The organism is Halomonas sp. ALS9 (assembly GCF_001651035.1).
GTDB lineage: Bacteria > Pseudomonadota > Gammaproteobacteria > Pseudomonadales > Halomonadaceae > Vreelandella.
Window position 1 is genome coordinate 19,595 of sequence record NZ_LXRG01000043.1, and the last position, 14,957, is coordinate 34,551.

Annotated in this window: 11 protein-coding genes; 4 read left to right on the plus strand and 7 right to left on the minus strand. The window is 55.6% G+C overall.

What is annotated here, in order from left to right:
- Positions 1-42: 42 nt before the first annotated feature.
- From A6R74_RS01475 to prlC, 4 genes are all read right to left on the minus strand, one after another.
- On the minus strand, positions 43-2,244 hold the full coding sequence (locus tag A6R74_RS01475; RefSeq protein WP_064232616.1) for a TRAP transporter permease: 2,202 nt from the start codon (positions 2,242-2,244) through the stop codon (positions 43-45).
- Between the two features lie 103 nt (positions 2,245-2,347).
- Entirely contained in the window at positions 2,348-3,337 is a 990-nt protein-coding gene (locus tag A6R74_RS01480; protein ID WP_064232618.1) for a TAXI family TRAP transporter solute-binding subunit, read from the minus strand.
- 361 nt (positions 3,338-3,698) lie between these two features.
- Positions 3,699-3,950, minus strand: coding sequence for a YheV family putative zinc ribbon protein (locus A6R74_RS01485; protein WP_027958898.1), 252 nt, complete (start codon positions 3,948-3,950; stop codon positions 3,699-3,701).
- Positions 3,951-4,009: 59 nt separating this feature from the next.
- A complete protein-coding gene (gene prlC, locus A6R74_RS01490; protein WP_064232621.1) occupies positions 4,010-6,058 on the minus strand; it encodes an oligopeptidase A in 2,049 nt (682 codons plus the stop codon).
- A 179-nt stretch (positions 6,059-6,237) separates the two neighbouring features.
- On the opposite strand from prlC, the gene A6R74_RS01495 reads away from it, so the two are divergent.
- The 3 genes from A6R74_RS01495 (at position 6,238) to A6R74_RS01505 (ending at position 8,998) form a co-directional block, all read left to right on the plus strand.
- Positions 6,238-7,578 carry a sodium-dependent transporter gene (locus A6R74_RS01495; RefSeq protein WP_064232623.1) on the plus strand — a complete coding sequence of 447 codons (1,341 nt, stop codon included), beginning with the start codon at positions 6,238-6,240 and terminating at the stop codon, positions 7,576-7,578.
- Positions 7,579-7,653: 75 nt separating this feature from the next.
- A complete protein-coding gene (locus A6R74_RS01500) occupies positions 7,654-8,199 on the plus strand; it encodes a gamma carbonic anhydrase family protein (RefSeq protein ID WP_064232625.1) in 546 nt (181 codons plus the stop codon).
- Between the two features lie 127 nt (positions 8,200-8,326).
- A complete protein-coding gene (locus A6R74_RS01505; RefSeq protein WP_064232627.1) occupies positions 8,327-8,998 on the plus strand; it encodes a metal-dependent hydrolase in 672 nt (223 codons plus the stop codon).
- Here A6R74_RS01505 and A6R74_RS01510 read toward each other — a convergent pair.
- The 3 genes from A6R74_RS01510 to A6R74_RS01520 are packed head-to-tail and all read right to left on the minus strand — an operon-like array spanning position 8,974 to position 13,041.
- Positions 8,974-10,356 (minus strand): sigma-54-dependent transcriptional regulator, encoded by a 1,383-nt coding sequence (locus tag A6R74_RS01510; protein WP_064232629.1) that lies wholly within the window; start codon positions 10,354-10,356, stop codon positions 8,974-8,976. The genes A6R74_RS01505 and A6R74_RS01510 overlap by 25 nt on opposite strands.
- Positions 10,349-12,271, minus strand: coding sequence for a sensor histidine kinase (locus A6R74_RS01515; protein ID WP_064232632.1), 1,923 nt, complete (start codon positions 12,269-12,271; stop codon positions 10,349-10,351). The genes A6R74_RS01510 and A6R74_RS01515 overlap by 8 nt, the downstream gene beginning before the upstream one ends.
- The gene (locus A6R74_RS01520) at positions 12,268-13,041 is read right to left on the minus strand and encodes a GntR family transcriptional regulator (protein WP_064232634.1); all 774 of its coding nucleotides are present in this window, start codon (positions 13,039-13,041) and stop codon (positions 12,268-12,270) included. The genes A6R74_RS01515 and A6R74_RS01520 overlap by 4 nt, the downstream gene beginning before the upstream one ends.
- A gap of 274 nt (positions 13,042-13,315) precedes the next feature.
- On the opposite strand from A6R74_RS01520, the gene lldD reads away from it, so the two are divergent.
- Complete coding sequence (lldD, locus tag A6R74_RS01525; RefSeq protein ID WP_064232636.1) at positions 13,316-14,467, plus strand: FMN-dependent L-lactate dehydrogenase LldD; 1,152 nt, start codon at positions 13,316-13,318, stop codon at positions 14,465-14,467.
- Positions 14,468-14,957 lie beyond the last annotated feature (490 nt).

The following is a 14,957-nucleotide window of genomic DNA, read 5'->3' on the forward strand; positions in this document are numbered from 1 at the left end:
AAAATGTTGAGCGGGGTTTTTACGCTTAGCGGCTTAAATCAATCAGCCCGCTTGCGCTGTTTTGTTACCACCGCCGTGTAGCTTGCGCTGCATGACAAAAAGCACGATACCAATCGCAAGGCCAATAACGTCGGTGTAGATACCGCCGTAGATCAAGAACATCGCCCCCACCAGCATCAGTAAGCGCTGTAAGGCATTAACGGGCCCAAAGAACCACGCCTGCACCATGCCAGAGAGCAAGACAATGCCAAGGGTGGCGGTAACCCCGACGCGGAGGATCTGCATGGCGGAGCCTTCCATTAGCATGGCCGGGCTGTAGAAGAACATAAACGGCACGATAAAGGCGGCCAAGCCAATCTTGAAGGAGGCCACCGAGGTGCCCATGGGGTTGTCACCAGAAATACCGGCGGCTGCATAGGAGGCCAAGGCAACGGGCGGCGTAATCGCCGAGACGACCGCAAAGTAGAACACGAAGAAGTGAGCAATCAGCGGTTCAATGCCGATATTGATCAGGCCAGGCGCGACAACAGAAGCAGCCACCGCATAGGCGGCGGTGGTCGGCATGCCCATGCCGAGTAGAATACTAATCAGCATGGCGAACACCAGCGCCAACAGCTGGCTAACGCCCGCTAAGCCAAGTAGCAGCGATGAGAAGCGCGCGCCTACACCCGTCAGCGAGATAACCCCAACGATTAAGCCCGCGCAGGCACATACGGCGATAATCTGAATCGCCATGGTGCCCGCTATCTGCAGCGCTTTAAGAATTGCACGAAGACCCATTTTGTTGGGTGAAATCCAGCTAACCACTGCGGCTGACGCCGTGGCCAAGGTGCCCGCGCGAATCACCGAGTAGCCCATAAACAGGGCGACAATCAGAATAATAATCGGCGCGAATAGGTAGACCTGCTTGACCAGCTTTGAAAACAGCGGGATCTCATCTTTGCGCATACCGCGCATACCTTTACGAGCGGCTTCAAAGTCGACCATAAAGTAGATAGAGGCAAAATACAGGATCGCCGGAATAACGGCGGCAAGAGCAATTTCGGTGTACGGAATGCCGGTCACTTCGGCCATGATAAACGCACCCGCGCCCATAATCGGCGGCATGATTTGCCCACCGGTTGAGGCGGCTGCTTCGATCGCACCCGCGCTACGTGCGGGGTAGCCGACTTTCTTCATCAGCGGAATGGTCAATGAGCCGGTGGAAACCACGTTACCCGCTGACGTGCCGTTAATCATACCCATCAAGCCAGAGGCAAAGATGGCTACCTTGGCGGGGCCGCCACGAGCTCGGCCTGCGGCGGCAAAGGCAAAGTTAACGAAGTAGTCGCCTACTTTAGAGGCCTGCAGGAAAGCGGCAAAAATAATGAACAGAATAATATAGGTCGACGACACCGCGGTGGTTGGGCCGAGAATGCCGGCATCCGTGTAGACCTGGCTAAAGAAGCGCTGTAGTGACAGCCCTGGATAGCCTAAAAAGCCTGGCAAATAAGGGCCAGCAAATACGTAGGTCAGGAAAACCGCAGAAATCACCACCAGGGCTAGACCCGCTACCCGGCGAGTAAGCTCCAGAATCAGTAGAGAGCCCGCAATCGCCGCCCAGGAAATGCCTGACGGTGCGAAGGAGGTACCTGTCGACATACGGATATTGGTGTTATACGCCACCAGCAAATAACCAGCGCTGGCCATCGCACAGACCATCAACACCAAATCGGCAGGGTTGAAGCGATGCCGGGCCTGACGATAAAACCATGACAGTACGATCGCACCCGCTGTCGTTGCCATGAGCGGATAGCCGTAGTGCCAATTTTCGATGTTCGGGTCGATGCGCATGGCGCTGCCGCTGAGCGTTTGATGCATTAAAAAGACTTGCGCCAGGGTATAGGCGGCGGGAATCAGTAGCGCGTAGCTTACCCATTTGATCCAGGCGCCAGATGCTTGGTGATCGTCGTCGGCAAAACGGGCACCGGCAAATAGCCCGTAACCGAGAATAAGTGCACCGGCAATATGCACGATACGAAACGACCAGGTTTCCATCGGATACACGTTCAGTGAGATCAGATGGAAACTTGAGTAAGCAATCGCTAATGCCGCAAATAGCAGGAACTGCCAGCCCGTAAACAGGCGGCGGTTGGGTTCAACAACGTCTTCATCGACACCATCGGCAATGGACTCGGGTATCACAGACGCCGCGTGAGCATCATCCTTGAGGTCATCGGGTTCTTGGTCGGTTTTGTGACTCATTAGAGTTCACCCTCACAGCAAAAGCAGACAAAGGGGTAGTAGCAGCGAAAGCTGCCCCGCCCGGCGGGGCCGGTAACGGGGCAGTTAGAACGGGGAAAGTTGCTTAGTTGATCATATCATCAGCAATTTCATAGCCGTTCTCTTCGTACCAGCGTGCAGCGCCGGGGTGAAACGGCAGCACGGTGTTGTGCTTGATGTTTTCTGGAATGGTGGTTTCAGCACTGCGGTGCACAGAACGCATGCGGTCATTGTTTTCCATGGTGGCCTTGGTGACTTCGTAGACGAAATCTTCCGGTAGGTCGCAGCCTGCAATGGCGAAGTTCCACATGGAAACAGCGCGGGCATCTTCTTCCAGCGTCGTATAGGTGCTGGCAGGAATGGTGAATTCAGCAACCGGGAAGTTTTCCAGCACCGTGGCCAGTTCTTCTTCGTTAAATTCGATGATATTAACGTCAGTTTGTACTTCCAGCTGGCTAACGGCAGGGATCGGAATGCCCGCAGCGAAGGCGACAACGTCTAGCAGGCCATCCTGCAACTGGCCACCCAGGTCTGACCAACCGCCGTTACGGCGATCGAAGTTAACGCCCAGGGTTTCTAAAATGGCCGGGAAATAGGTGTCAGAGGTTGAGGCGGCCGGGCCAAAACCGATGCGTGCGCCATCAGGAATGTCGGAAATCGACTCGATACCGCTGCTTGAGAGTGCCGCAATTGAGAAAGGTGTCTCGTACATGGGGAACATCGCGCAGACATTATCCATCTGCATGCCAGGTGCTAGCGGGCTTTCACCTTTAACGGCATCAGACGCAGGGCCCATGGTGGTTAAGCCAAATGCCATATCGCCTGTGTGCACGAGCGCCAGGTTTTGAGTGGGGCCACCGGTGACTTCACCGCCGCCAGATACGCCTAACTCATCGGCAATAAAGTTCGCCCAGCCTGAACCGTAAACGAAGTAAGTGCCGCCCTGACTAGCGGTGCCAACAGTGAAGTTGTCGGGCCACCCGGAACGGTCTTGAGCCTGGGCACTACTGGCGGCTGCGACAAGCAGGGCGCTGCTGGCGAGGAGGGTAAACGTTTTAGGCATATGTTTGCGCATGGCGAAAATTCCTAGCTGTTATTGGGGTTATAGTCTGACGGCCTCTATTAATACCGCCAGTCGATACTGCGTTAAGCAGGTATGCCTTTATATAACAGCGATAGTTGTGCCACTTAAAGGTTAGATTTTTAAAATCATGGGCTTATAAATTTTTTATTCAACTTTGGTGGCAAGCCACAAGCGTTGAAGTGTCCGAGTGTTCGCACGCTGAGGGCTTTTTTGTGTGCGAATATCCGCACACAAATTGAGCTGTTCGTACGCTACCGGCGGTGATTCGGGTAGGGAACGTAGCAGATACCCGGCTGGTTAAGAGTGAATAAGCCAGCCGTGGTGGTTAGTAGGTGAGGGGGTAGGGGAGGTGTTAACGCGAGGATTTACCTGGATCCAGAATACGCACTGGCTGCACATCCTGCTGCTTTTGGTCATCGCGCACTTGATTGACCCGAGTGGTCATTTCGGTAAGCGCGTCCTCCTCAATAGGCAGTTGCTCGAAGAAATCGCAGCTGACGCACTCCCGGTAGCGAATGCCGTTTTGCTCCCAGGCACGGATACGATCCATCGCCGCGCAGCGGGGGCAGGTCACACCGGCAATAAAGCGTTTCACACTTGACATCATTAGGCTCCAAGGGCGTACTCCCGACGTGGGAGCACGCATAGGCTGGCGTTGCAGGTTTAAGCGGCGCGAATACCACTATGGCGAAGCAGTGGCTCAACGTTCGGCTCACGACCCCGAAAGGCTACAAACAGATCGGCGGCATCGCGGGCGCCGCCTTGCTCAAGAATTTCGCGGCGAAAGCGCTGGCCTGTTTCAGGATCAAAAATCCCAGCTTCTTCAAAGGCGCTCCAGGCATCTGCTGACAGTACTTCCGCCCACTTATAGCTGTAGTAACCGGCCGCGTAGCCACCCGCAAACACGTGACCAAAGCTATTCTGGAAGCGGTTGAACGGCACTTTCGGCAGCACAGAGACCGCGGCACGCACCTCATCCAGCAAAGCTTGCACGTCGCTGGCGTTGGGGGCGCTAAGCTCATGGTGCAAGCGCAGGTCAAACAGCGAAAACTCGATTTGGCGCATCATGCCCATGGCCGACTGAAAATTCTTGGCTGCCTGGAGGCGCTCAAGTAGCTCGGCGGGTAGCGGTTCGCCGCTATCTACGTGCTTGGCGAGTAGATCCAGACCTTCACGCTCCCAGCAGTAGTTTTCCATAAATTGGCTGGGTAGCTCGACCGCATCCCAGGCGACACCGTTAATGCCTGAAATATCGGCAATATGTTGCTGGGTCAGCATATGATGCAGGCCATGGCCAAACTCATGGAACAGGGTGGTGACTTCGTCGTGGGTGAGCAGCGCAGGGCGGCCACTAACCGGGGCAGTGAAGTTGCAGGTAAGAAAGGCGACCGGCAGTTGCAGGCCCTGCTCCGTTTGGCGGCGGACTCGGCAGTCGGCCATCCAGGCGCCGCCACGCTTGCCTTCTCGAGCGTAGAGATCGAGATAAAAACCGGCAATCGGCTGGCCGTTTTCGGTGATACGGAAATAGCGCACGTCATCATGATAGCGGGGCGCCTGGGTATCTTCTTCAAAGCGCACGCCGTACAGACGTTCAACGACCTGAAACAGACCATCGACCACCTGGGGGGCCGGAAAATAGGGACGTAGCTGCTCCTGGGAGATAGAGTGGCGCGCCTCGCGTAGTTTCTCGCTAGCATAGGCAACATCCCACGGCTCCAGCGCTTCCAGGCCTAATTCATCTTGGGCATAATCACTGAGTTCAGCAAACTCTTCTTTCGCTTGAGACACCGCACGGCGGGCTAAGTCGTTAAGAAAATCGAGCACCTGCTCGGGAGAGTCCGCCATCTTGGTGGTCAGGGAGTAGTCGGCGTAGGTGGCAAAACCGAGTAGCTTGGCCATTTCACTACGTAACGCCAGAATCTCTTCCATGATATCCGCGTTATCGAACTTGCCCGCATCGGGGCCTTGATCAGACGCACGGGTAACGAAGGCGGTATAAACCTCTCGGCGCAGCTCGCGGTTGTCGGCGTAGCTAACCACCGGGAAGAAGCTGGGGAAGTCTAAGGTAATGCGGTAGCCAGACACACCCTTGGCCTCGGCGGTGGCTTTCAGAGTGTCGAGAGCACTCTCCGGTACCCCTGCTAACGCTTCTTGGTTATCGATATCCTTGTGCCATGCCTGGGTGGCATCCAGTACGTTATTGGAGAACTGGTTGGACAGCATGGAGAGCCGCGACTGAATTTCGCCGTAGCGGGTTTTCTTGTCGGCGGGTAGGTCAACGCCGGCTAAGCGGAAATCGCGTAGTGAATTCTCCACGGTACGCCGTTGGGCGGCATCCAGATTCTCCCATGCGGGGCCATCTTGCAACGCCTGCCAGCCGTGGAACAAGCCTTCATGTTGGCCTACCCAGGTGCCAAAGTCAGAGAGTTTCTCAAGGCATGCCTGGTACGCTTCGCGCATTTCCGGCGAATTCATGGTGCCATTGAGGTGAGAAACGGGAGACCACATCTTGGTAAGCCGGTCATTCACTGCTTCAAGGGGCGCCGCAAAATTGTCCCAGTTGGGTGGTGCGGCGACGGCTTGTTCGGCGAGGCGATCAATGGCCTCACGGCTTTCGCTTAGCAGCGTGTCCACGGCAGGCTCCACGTGCTCAGCGCGAATCTGGGTAAAAGGGGGTAGCTCGTGCGTTTCAAGCAGCGGATTGGTGGACATAGGCACCTCAAGTGACATCAATTTAAGACCGTTAACGAGCGCAAAACACGCCATAATAATGACACAGTGCGGGCGGTTAAGCCGTGTTTCAATGCTAGGTTTAATCTCAGGGTTTGGCCTGCACGCAAGTGCCTGCTAGTCTTGCCGCCTTTTAATGCCACGAATGGCAGGAGCATGTGATGAGCGAGACGCTGGAGCGCTGGGGGTCGAAACGGGCCTTTATCTTGGCGGTAACAGGTGCTGCGGTGGGGTTAGGCAACATCTGGCGCTTCCCTTATGTGGCCGGAGAGAACGGTGGTGCGGCGTTTCTGCTGATTTACGTGGCGTTTGTGCTGCTGCTGGGTATTCCGGTCATGATGGCGGAAATACTGATTGGCCGCGCCGGTCGGCGTGGGCCGATGCAAGCCTTGGGCGCCCTGGCAGCCGAAGCGGGTGCTTCACCAAAATGGCGCTGGCTTGGCCTTTTCGGTGCGTTCACCGTTTTCTGTATTTTGTCTTTCTATTCGGTGGTGTCGGGCTGGTCAATTGAGTTTTTGGTGGCCTCTGTTAACGGCAACTTCAATGGTGCAAGTGCCGCTGAGATTGGCGCTGGTTTTGAGGCTTTTCTAGCTAGCCCAGGGCTGCTGATTTTTAATCACTCGCTGTTTCTGTTTATGACCATGACCGTCGTAGCTGCGGGGGTTGCTAAGGGGCTTGAGCGGCTGAATAACCTGCTGATGCCGCTACTGTATCTGTTGCTACTGCTGTTGGCGGGCTATGCTGCGACCACCGATGGTTTTGCGCCAGCGTTAGCGTGGTTGTTTCTGCCCTCTTTCGAGGCGCTAACCCCTTCTGTAGTGGTGCATGCCATGGGCCATGCGTTTTTTACTCTGGCGGTAGGCGCCTGTGCCTTGATGGCTTATGGCGCTTATATGCCGGAAGAGCAGAGCCTGCCGAAAGCGGCGGTTGCTGTCGCTGTACTCGATATTAGCGTGGCATTATTGGCGGGGATCGCTATTTTCTCGGTGGTGTTTGCTCAAGGCATGGATCCTACTGACGGCCCAGGGTTAATGTTTGTTACCCTGCCGATTGCGTTTTCGGAGCTGCCTTGGGGCTCTGTATGGCTCAGCGTGTTCTTCTTATTGCTGTTACTGGCCACCTGGACATCGGCGATTAACCTAGCGGAGCCGATGGTCGCCACACTGCAGGGCTTGGGGCTACGGCGCAGTATCTCGACGGCGATCGTGGCGCTCAGCGTCTGGTTGATCGGGCTGCTATCAGCCTTCTCCTTTTCAACGCTGGCGGAGTTTCGGCCGCTATTTGGGCGTAATGTCTTCGAGCTGGTCAGCAGTATACCGCCGGATGTTTTCTTACCCCTGGGCGGGTTGCTGATCGCGATTTTTGCGGCCTGGGTAATGCCCCGTGAGAAGGTGGTGAGCGCGTTAGGCGTGGGTGAAAGTGGTTATTTGGTGTGGCGCAATATCATCCGCTGGGTGTCGATTCCGCTGACCTTTATTGTTCTACTGGCCGGGTTGCTTTAGCGGGTTGCTTTAGCGGGTTGCTATAGTGAGTTGATCAATGTCTCCGTTTCCTATCCGACATCTCAGGAGCGAGTTATGAGCAGTGTATTAAGGCGCTATCAAGGTATGGAGCCCCAATTGGGCGAGCGCGTTTATATTGATCCGGCCAGTGTGGTCATCGGTGACGTGGTGCTGGGCGATGACTGCTCCGTGTGGCCGATGACAGTGATCCGTGGCGATATGCATCGCATTCGCATCGGCGCACGTACCAGCGTGCAGGATGGCAGTGTGCTGCATATTACCCATGCCAGTGACTTCAGCCCGGACGGTTTTCCGCTCACCATTGGTGATGATGTCACCATCGGCCATAAAGCGATTCTGCATGGCTGCACCCTGGGAAGCCGGATTCTTGTCGGTATGGGCGCGATTGTGATGGATGGCGCGGTCGTTGAAGATGAGGTGATCATTGCCGCGGGCGCCGTGGTAACGCCGGGCAAGCATTTGGAAAGTGGCTATGTGTATGCTGGTAACCCTGCCAAAGCACTGCGTCCGCTGAAAGATAAGGAGCGCGCGTTCTTCCCTTACACTGCAGGCAACTACGTTAAATTAAAAGATCGCTTTCTGGCCGAACCCTCCCTTTAGCTATCTTGTCTAATCAATGCTAAGCAGTTGGCCTAGCAACCTTTTTTCTTCATTAGCCATGTCGCGGATAGTAAAAGTCTGTTAATTTATACAGTTTTCTGTTTTGCAGACTTTGGGATGCCGCGTCATGGCTAATTTTCGCACGCATATTACGGTGGCAGCGGCGGGCGGCATGCTGGTAGCTTACGCAGGCTGGAAAGGCCAATGGTGGCCGCCCTCCCAGGCGGTGGTGATGATTGCACTGGTTACGTTCGGGGGGATTTTGCCCGATATCGATGCCGATCGATCCCACTCTATCCGCTTGATATTCAATCTTCTTTCGGTGCCCGCTCTGGTATTGGGCGTCCTGTTGCTGCAGCCATGGTTGACGCCGGGAGCGTTGTTGATTGCCTGCGGTGGGATCTATTTCAGCGTGCGCTATTTGGCGGGGGTGCTGTTCTCGCGCTTTACCGTGCACCGTGGTATTTGGCACTCGCTGCTAGCGGGTGGGCTATGTAGTCTGCTCACCGCTGCGCTAAGTTTTAATTTACTCAACCAGCCAGCGTGGCTGGCTTGGTCTCATGGGGCTGCCACGCTGGTAGGGTTTTTGATCCACTTGTGTTTGGATGAGATATACAGCGTTGACCTTGAAGGCGCGCGGCTTAAGCGCTCGTTTGGAACGGCGCTTAAGCTAGGCGATAGCCGTCGGCCAATGTCCAATCTGCTCATGCTGATTGCGACACTGACCTTGGTGCCTTGGGCGCCGCCCTGGTCGGTACTGGGCGAGTTGCTGCATCAGGGCTCGCTGCTGTGGCGATAGTCATCGGCATGGAGGCCATGTTTTTTAAGCTTGTCGTAAAACGTTTTGCGTGGAATGCCCAAGTGGCGGCATACGTCGGTTACCCGGCCATGGTGGCGCGACAGCGATTGGCTGATCAGGCTCTTTTCAAACAGCTCTACCTGGCGCGGTAGGGTGGGCTCTTCGGTATCGGCGTTGACCCCTTCCAGCAGCGCATCCAAACGATAGTCAAAGGCCGCGCCTAACAGCACGTAGCGCTCGGCAAGGTTGCGTAGCTCGCGCACGTTACCGGGCCAATCATGAGCCAACAGCGCGGCAATCGCAGGGCTATCGAGGGTCGGTGCTTCCAGCCCGCTGCGGTTGGCAGCGACCACGGCAAAATGCTGGAACAGTAAGGGAATATCCTCACGCCGCTCGCGCAGAGCGGGTAGCGGCAGGGTGACCACGTTTAGCCGGTAGTAAAGATCCTCGCGGAAGTGCCCCTCTTCGGAAGCGGTTTTGAGATCCACCTTGGTGGCCGCGATGACGCGGATATCAAGCGGCACGGTTTCATTGGCGCCGAGCCGTTCGACGCTGCGCTCCTGCAGTACTCGCAGCAGTTTGACTTGCAGCGCCATGGGCATCGATTCAATCTCATCCAAAAACACCGTGCCACCGTTAGCGTGCTCGAACTTGCCGATGCGCCGCTCTACGGCACCTGTGAAGGCGCCTTTTTCGTGGCCAAACAACTCGGACTCAATGGTGTTCTCGGGCACCGCGCCGCAGTTAATCGCCATAAAGGGGCTGTTACGCCGCCCGCTGCGTTCGTGAATCGCGCGGGCCACTAAGTCTTTACCAGTGCCGGTCTCACCAAACAGCAGTACATCGGCTTCGACTTGGCTGATGCGCTGGATCATGGCGGCCAGCCGCGAAATGATCGGCGTGCGGCCCACCAGCCGCGGCCCTAACGCGGCTTGCTGCACCTCCAACTCTGCTTTAAGACGGTGGTTTTCCAAGCTAAGCTGGCGCTTTTCTATGCCTCGGCGCACCACATCCAGCAGTTGATCACCGGCAAACGGCTTCTCGAGAAAATCCCAGGCCCCGGCACGCATAGCTTCTACGGCCGTGGAGATATCGCCGTGGCCGGTAATTAAGATGATGGGCAGCGTGGCGTCGCGGCTGTGCAGCTCATGGAGCAGCGCCATGCCATCCATTCCCGGCATGCGTATGTCACTGACAATGACCCCCGGAAAGTCAGGCGTCAATGCCGCCAACGCTTGCTCTGCTGATTCAAAACAGTATGGCGTATAGCCGGCAAGTTCGAGGGTTTGGCTGGCGGTGATCCGCAGATGCGGTTCGTCGTCGATCACCATGACCGGCAGCGTCGACGGCTCATGCATAAGTAGGGCTCTCCTGGGTGTGGGTTAACGGTGAGTGGGGCAGTGTAATGGTGAAGCGGGCGCCACCCTCGGGCTGATTAGCCGCCTGCAGTTTGCCGCCTAAATCGTCCATGATACGCGACGAGATCGAGAGCCCCAGGCCTAAACCGCTCCCCGGCGCTTTGGTGGTAAAAAAGGGTTCAAAAATCTGCCCTATGTGCTCCTCGGGGATGCCGGGGCCATTATCGCTAACGCTAATAATGACCTGCTGCTGGTAGCTATGGGCGCCCAGCGTCAGCTGTGGCGCGGGTACGCCTTTCATCGCCTGCAGCGCATTGCCGATTAGATTCACCAATACCTGCTCCAGGCGTACTAGGTCACCTTTGACCCATAGCGTTTCAGCGGGCCAATCCTGAACAATAGTGATATTGCCTTCGCGCAGGCGGCTTTGAAATAGGCGTAGGGCGTAGTCGATACAGGCTTGTACCGAAATAGTTTCCTGGCGCTCGCTGCTCTTACGCGAAAACTGGCGCAGCTGCGCGCTGATATCCGCCATACGTTCGGTTAGCTCAACAATCTGTTCAAGGTTGGCATCCGCCTTGTCGTGGCGGGCCAGTTCCATAAACCGACGGGCGTTTTCAGCGTAGGCGCGTATAGCTGCCAGTGGCTGGTTAAGCTCATGGTTAATACCCGCAGCAAGTTGCCCCAGTACTGCAAGTTTAGCCGCTTGAATCAGCTCATCCTGGGTCTGGCGCAAGTTGGCTTCAGCGCGGCGGCGTTCCTCGATTTCATCCGAAAGGCGTTGGTTGCTGGCCACCAGGTCACGGGTACGGCGTTCGACGCTGATCTCAAGTTCGTCACGAACGCGGGCCAGGGTGTTGCGCTCCCGTTCGGCAAACGCTTCACGCTCACGGCGTAGCCGCAGGCGCTGCCAGCCAATACCCGCGCCGAGAGTGACCATGCCGTAAAGACCGCCCGCCATCAGGGCAGCGATCCACTGGGCACTAAGCACTGGTGTGAGCGGCTTTAAAATATGCATTTGCCAACCAAACTCGGGGACATGCCGGGTCAGGCTCAGGTAGTCGCCATTGCTTAGCGGGCCCTGGGAGAAACTGACTAATTGGCTACCCTGGCGGTAAGGCGCATCAACTTCAATACCCGATGGCGTCAACGGCTCCATGGCATAGCGGCGCGTTGCCCGCAGGCTTTGGCGTTGCTCATTAGTAAGCGGGTAGAGCGCGTTCATGCGCAGCTCGGGATGGCTGGCCATAAAGATAATGTCGTCACTATCGGTGACAAAGAGCTCGGCATCCTGCTCTGCCCAGCTCTCTTCAACGTCATCTAACAGTACTTTAACCACAAGGACGCCGTCTGGCTGTGCGTCGGGTGAGGTGTTGTCTAGCCACACGGGGGACGAAAAGTAGTAGCCCCGCTCAAGCGACTTGATGCCTAAGCCAAAAAAGCGCCCCTGTCCGCCGGCAATGGCATCGGTGTAATAGGAACGAAACGCATAGTTCTGGCCAATAAAGGTGTTTGGACGGTGCCAATTACTGGCGGCGATCGTGTCACCATCGCGATTGAGTAAATAGACGTCTGAAACCCCCGCTGTAAAGCGGAAACGATCCAGCAGCATATTGAGCGGCATTGGGTCTTGGCTATCGGGAGAGGCCAAAAAGCGCTGCACGCCTTCCCGGGTAGCCAGCATTTGCGGTAGGTAGTCGTAGCGCAGTAAATAGCCGTTTAAGTTGGCAGCAGACAGGCGCAACTCGTTTTCTGCTTCGTCCTGTAAGTTAGAAAGCGCTTGTTCACGAGCCAGCTGGGCGGCTTGCCACATGCAAAAAAGCAAGCCGAGCGCAATGAGCACCAGCCACAGGCGTCGCCAGCGTGGCGGTAAAGGGGCCGGTGCTTGGCTGTTGATGCCAGCAGCGCTATTCATGCCGATGTCTTACCACTGCCTTGGGCACGTCGAAGGGCGCGCTGAGCCCGTGTCTCAGCTCTTGCCATCTCAAGCAGGCCTTCTTCAACAAATACCAAATGTTCATGGGCGCGAGCACGGGCATCTTCAGCCCGCCCTTCCAAAATGGCATTGAGCAGGGCGCGGTGCTGCTGCATTAACTGGCTGCGCGAACCTTCCTTGGCGAATAAATGAGCCAAGTTACTCACAATGCTCTTCTCTAGCAGATGGAAAATGCCACGGATAGTATGCAGCAGCAGAACATTATGGGCGGCTTCGGCAATGGCTAGGTGAAAAGCGGCATCTAGTTTAGCTTCCTGGATGGGATCCGCCCCTGCAAAGCCTCCGTCGAGTTCCTCAAAGCGCTGGATCAGGACGGCTTTATCCGCGGGTGTAGAGCGTAGCGCGGCGTAGTAGGCGGATATCCCTTCCATGGCGTCGCGGAATTCGAGTAAATCCAGATTGAACTCGTCGTGACGGGAAAGCATTTCCAGCAACGGGTCGGTATAGCCATTGCTGAGGTCGTCGTTGACAAAGGTGCCGCCGCCTTGGCGGCTGGTCAGTAAGCCTCGAGCGGCTAATTGCTGGATAGCTTCTCGTAAAGAGGGGCGTGAGACACCAAACCGTTCGGCTAACTCACGTTCAGGGGGTAAGCGCTGACCTGGTTTTAGGCTGCCTTCCAGCATCATGGCTTCTAAGCGCTCAGTGATAACATCGGCCAAGCGCTGTTGGCGGAGCGGTGGATAGCTCATACGAAATCGCTCATGTCTAAAAGCCCTTTAATTGGTAAGACCAATATTAAAAGCTATGAATGCTTTTCTCAAGCGCATGTAGAGCGAGAATTGGTTGGGTAGCGTTAGCTTTAATAGCACTAAAGAATGGTGTTATTAAACTAAAGTATAGCGTTTTTAAGTGTTTAAAAGCGGCATCATCGTTTAATGTTGATCATTGTTTTTTGTCAATTGGTAAAACCAATTTTCCACTTTGGGCGCCAGTGTTTAGCGCATCCATCGCATAGGGCTCCTCATGATCATCTCAGCATCTACGGATTACCGCCAAGCCGCCAAGCGTCGTATACCTCCCTTTCTTTTTCATTATGCCGACGGTGGATCCTACGCGGAGCATACGTTGCGGCATAATGTTGAAGATCTTGCTGGCATCGCATTACGCCAGCGCGTACTAAAGGATATGTCGTCGCTGTCACTTGAAACCGAGCTGTTTGGTGAAAAGCTTGCTATGCCGATGGCGCTGGCGCCAGTGGGGCTGGCGGGCATGTACGCCAGGCGCGGGGAAGTGCAGGCGGCACGGGCGGCGGCTAATAAAGGTATACCGTTTACGCTGTCGACGGTATCGGTATGTCCTATTGATGAGGTGGCTTCGGCCATTGATCGGCCCATCTGGTTTCAGCTTTATGTGCTGAAAGACCGGGGTTTTATGAAGCATGTGCTGGAGAAGGCCAAGGCTGCTGGCGTCAAGACGCTGATTTTCACTGTTGATATGCCTGTTCCTGGCGCGCGTTATCGCGATGCTCATTCGGGCATGAGCGGTAAGCACGGCCCGGCCCGTCGCATGCTTCAGGCTGCAATGCATCCTTTGTGGGCCTGGGATGTGGGAGTTAATGGTCGCCCCCATGATTTGGGTAACGTGTCTGATTATCGCGGTAAGCCAACGGAGCTTGAGGACTACATCGCCTGGTTGGGGGATAACTTTGATCCGTCCATCTCCTGGAAGGATTTGGAGTGGATTAGAGAGCAGTGGGATGGCCCAATGATCATTAAGGGCATACTTGACCCAGAGGATGCCCGTGACGCGGTTCGCTTCGGTGCGGACGGTATCGTCGTTTCCAACCATGGTGGCCGCCAGCTCGATGGTGTTCCCTCTACTGCACGTGCGCTGCCTGCAATTGCTGATGCTGTAAAGGGTGACTTGGCCATTTTGGCTGATTCCGGCGTGCGCAGCGGGCTCGACGTGGTGCGGATGATCGCCATGGGGGCCGACACCGTATTGATTGGGCGTGCTTTCATCTATGCGCTTGCCACTGCTGGAGAGTCCGGGGTTGCGCATTTGCTTGAGCTGTTTGAAAAAGAGATGCGGGTTGCAATGACGCTTACCGGGGCGCGTAGCATCGCCGACCTTGGGTCGGAATCACTGGTGCCAGGCTCAATCCGCGGCGCCTAATGAGCATTACTTACGGCTCTTTCAAAGCCTTGCTTAAAAACCACTTGCCAACCCGGCGCTGAATCCGTAAAGTACGCATCCGCTGCCGGGGACGCCAAGCGTTACCAGCGGTGAATGAAGTGTAAAAAGCTTCGGTTTGTCAGAAAGTTAGAGCAGTCTGTATCGCTCGCTTCACTCGCTAAAAACAGCGATTGACAAACACCAGGAAATGCGTAGAATACGCCTTCCTCGCTGAGGCAAGCCAGTTCAACGGTTTGTAAGGTGGCTCAAGCAGTCATCGCAGCGAAACAGCTCTTTAACAATTTGATCAGGTAATTCATGTGGGCGCTTGCTGACGTTGGTGACAAATCACCAAATATCAAGGCAAGCGGTCATGACAATGTAAATTGAAATGAATTCGTTTGAACCTTGAGCCAAGTTTGGTTCGCTTCTGTCACTTTCGGGTGGCGGGTAAGAACCGCATAGATATTAAACTGAAGAGTTTGATCAT

Excerpts from the sequence above, each read along its gene's own strand:
- A6R74_RS01475 (WP_064232616.1), bottom strand. The coding sequence starts at position 2,244 with ATGAGTCACAAAACCGACCAAGAACCCGATGACCTCAAGGATGATGCT.
- A6R74_RS01480 (WP_064232618.1), bottom strand. The coding sequence starts at position 3,337 with ATGCGCAAACATATGCCTAAAACGTTTACCCTCCTCGCCAGCAGCGCC.
- A6R74_RS01485 (WP_027958898.1), bottom strand. The coding sequence starts at position 3,950 with ATGTCAAGTGTGAAACGCTTTATTGCCGGTGTGACCTGCCCCCGCTGC.
- prlC (WP_064232621.1), bottom strand. The coding sequence starts at position 6,058 with ATGTCCACCAATCCGCTGCTTGAAACGCACGAGCTACCCCCTTTTACC.
- A6R74_RS01495 (WP_064232623.1), top strand. The coding sequence starts at position 6,238 with ATGAGCGAGACGCTGGAGCGCTGGGGGTCGAAACGGGCCTTTATCTTG.
- A6R74_RS01500 (WP_064232625.1), top strand. The coding sequence starts at position 7,654 with ATGAGCAGTGTATTAAGGCGCTATCAAGGTATGGAGCCCCAATTGGGC.
- A6R74_RS01505 (WP_064232627.1), top strand. The coding sequence starts at position 8,327 with ATGGCTAATTTTCGCACGCATATTACGGTGGCAGCGGCGGGCGGCATG.
- A6R74_RS01510 (WP_064232629.1), bottom strand. The coding sequence starts at position 10,356 with ATGCATGAGCCGTCGACGCTGCCGGTCATGGTGATCGACGACGAACCG.
- A6R74_RS01515 (WP_064232632.1), bottom strand. The coding sequence starts at position 12,271 with ATGAATAGCGCTGCTGGCATCAACAGCCAAGCACCGGCCCCTTTACCG.
- A6R74_RS01520 (WP_064232634.1), bottom strand. The coding sequence starts at position 13,041 with ATGAGCTATCCACCGCTCCGCCAACAGCGCTTGGCCGATGTTATCACT.
- lldD (WP_064232636.1), top strand. The coding sequence starts at position 13,316 with ATGATCATCTCAGCATCTACGGATTACCGCCAAGCCGCCAAGCGTCGT.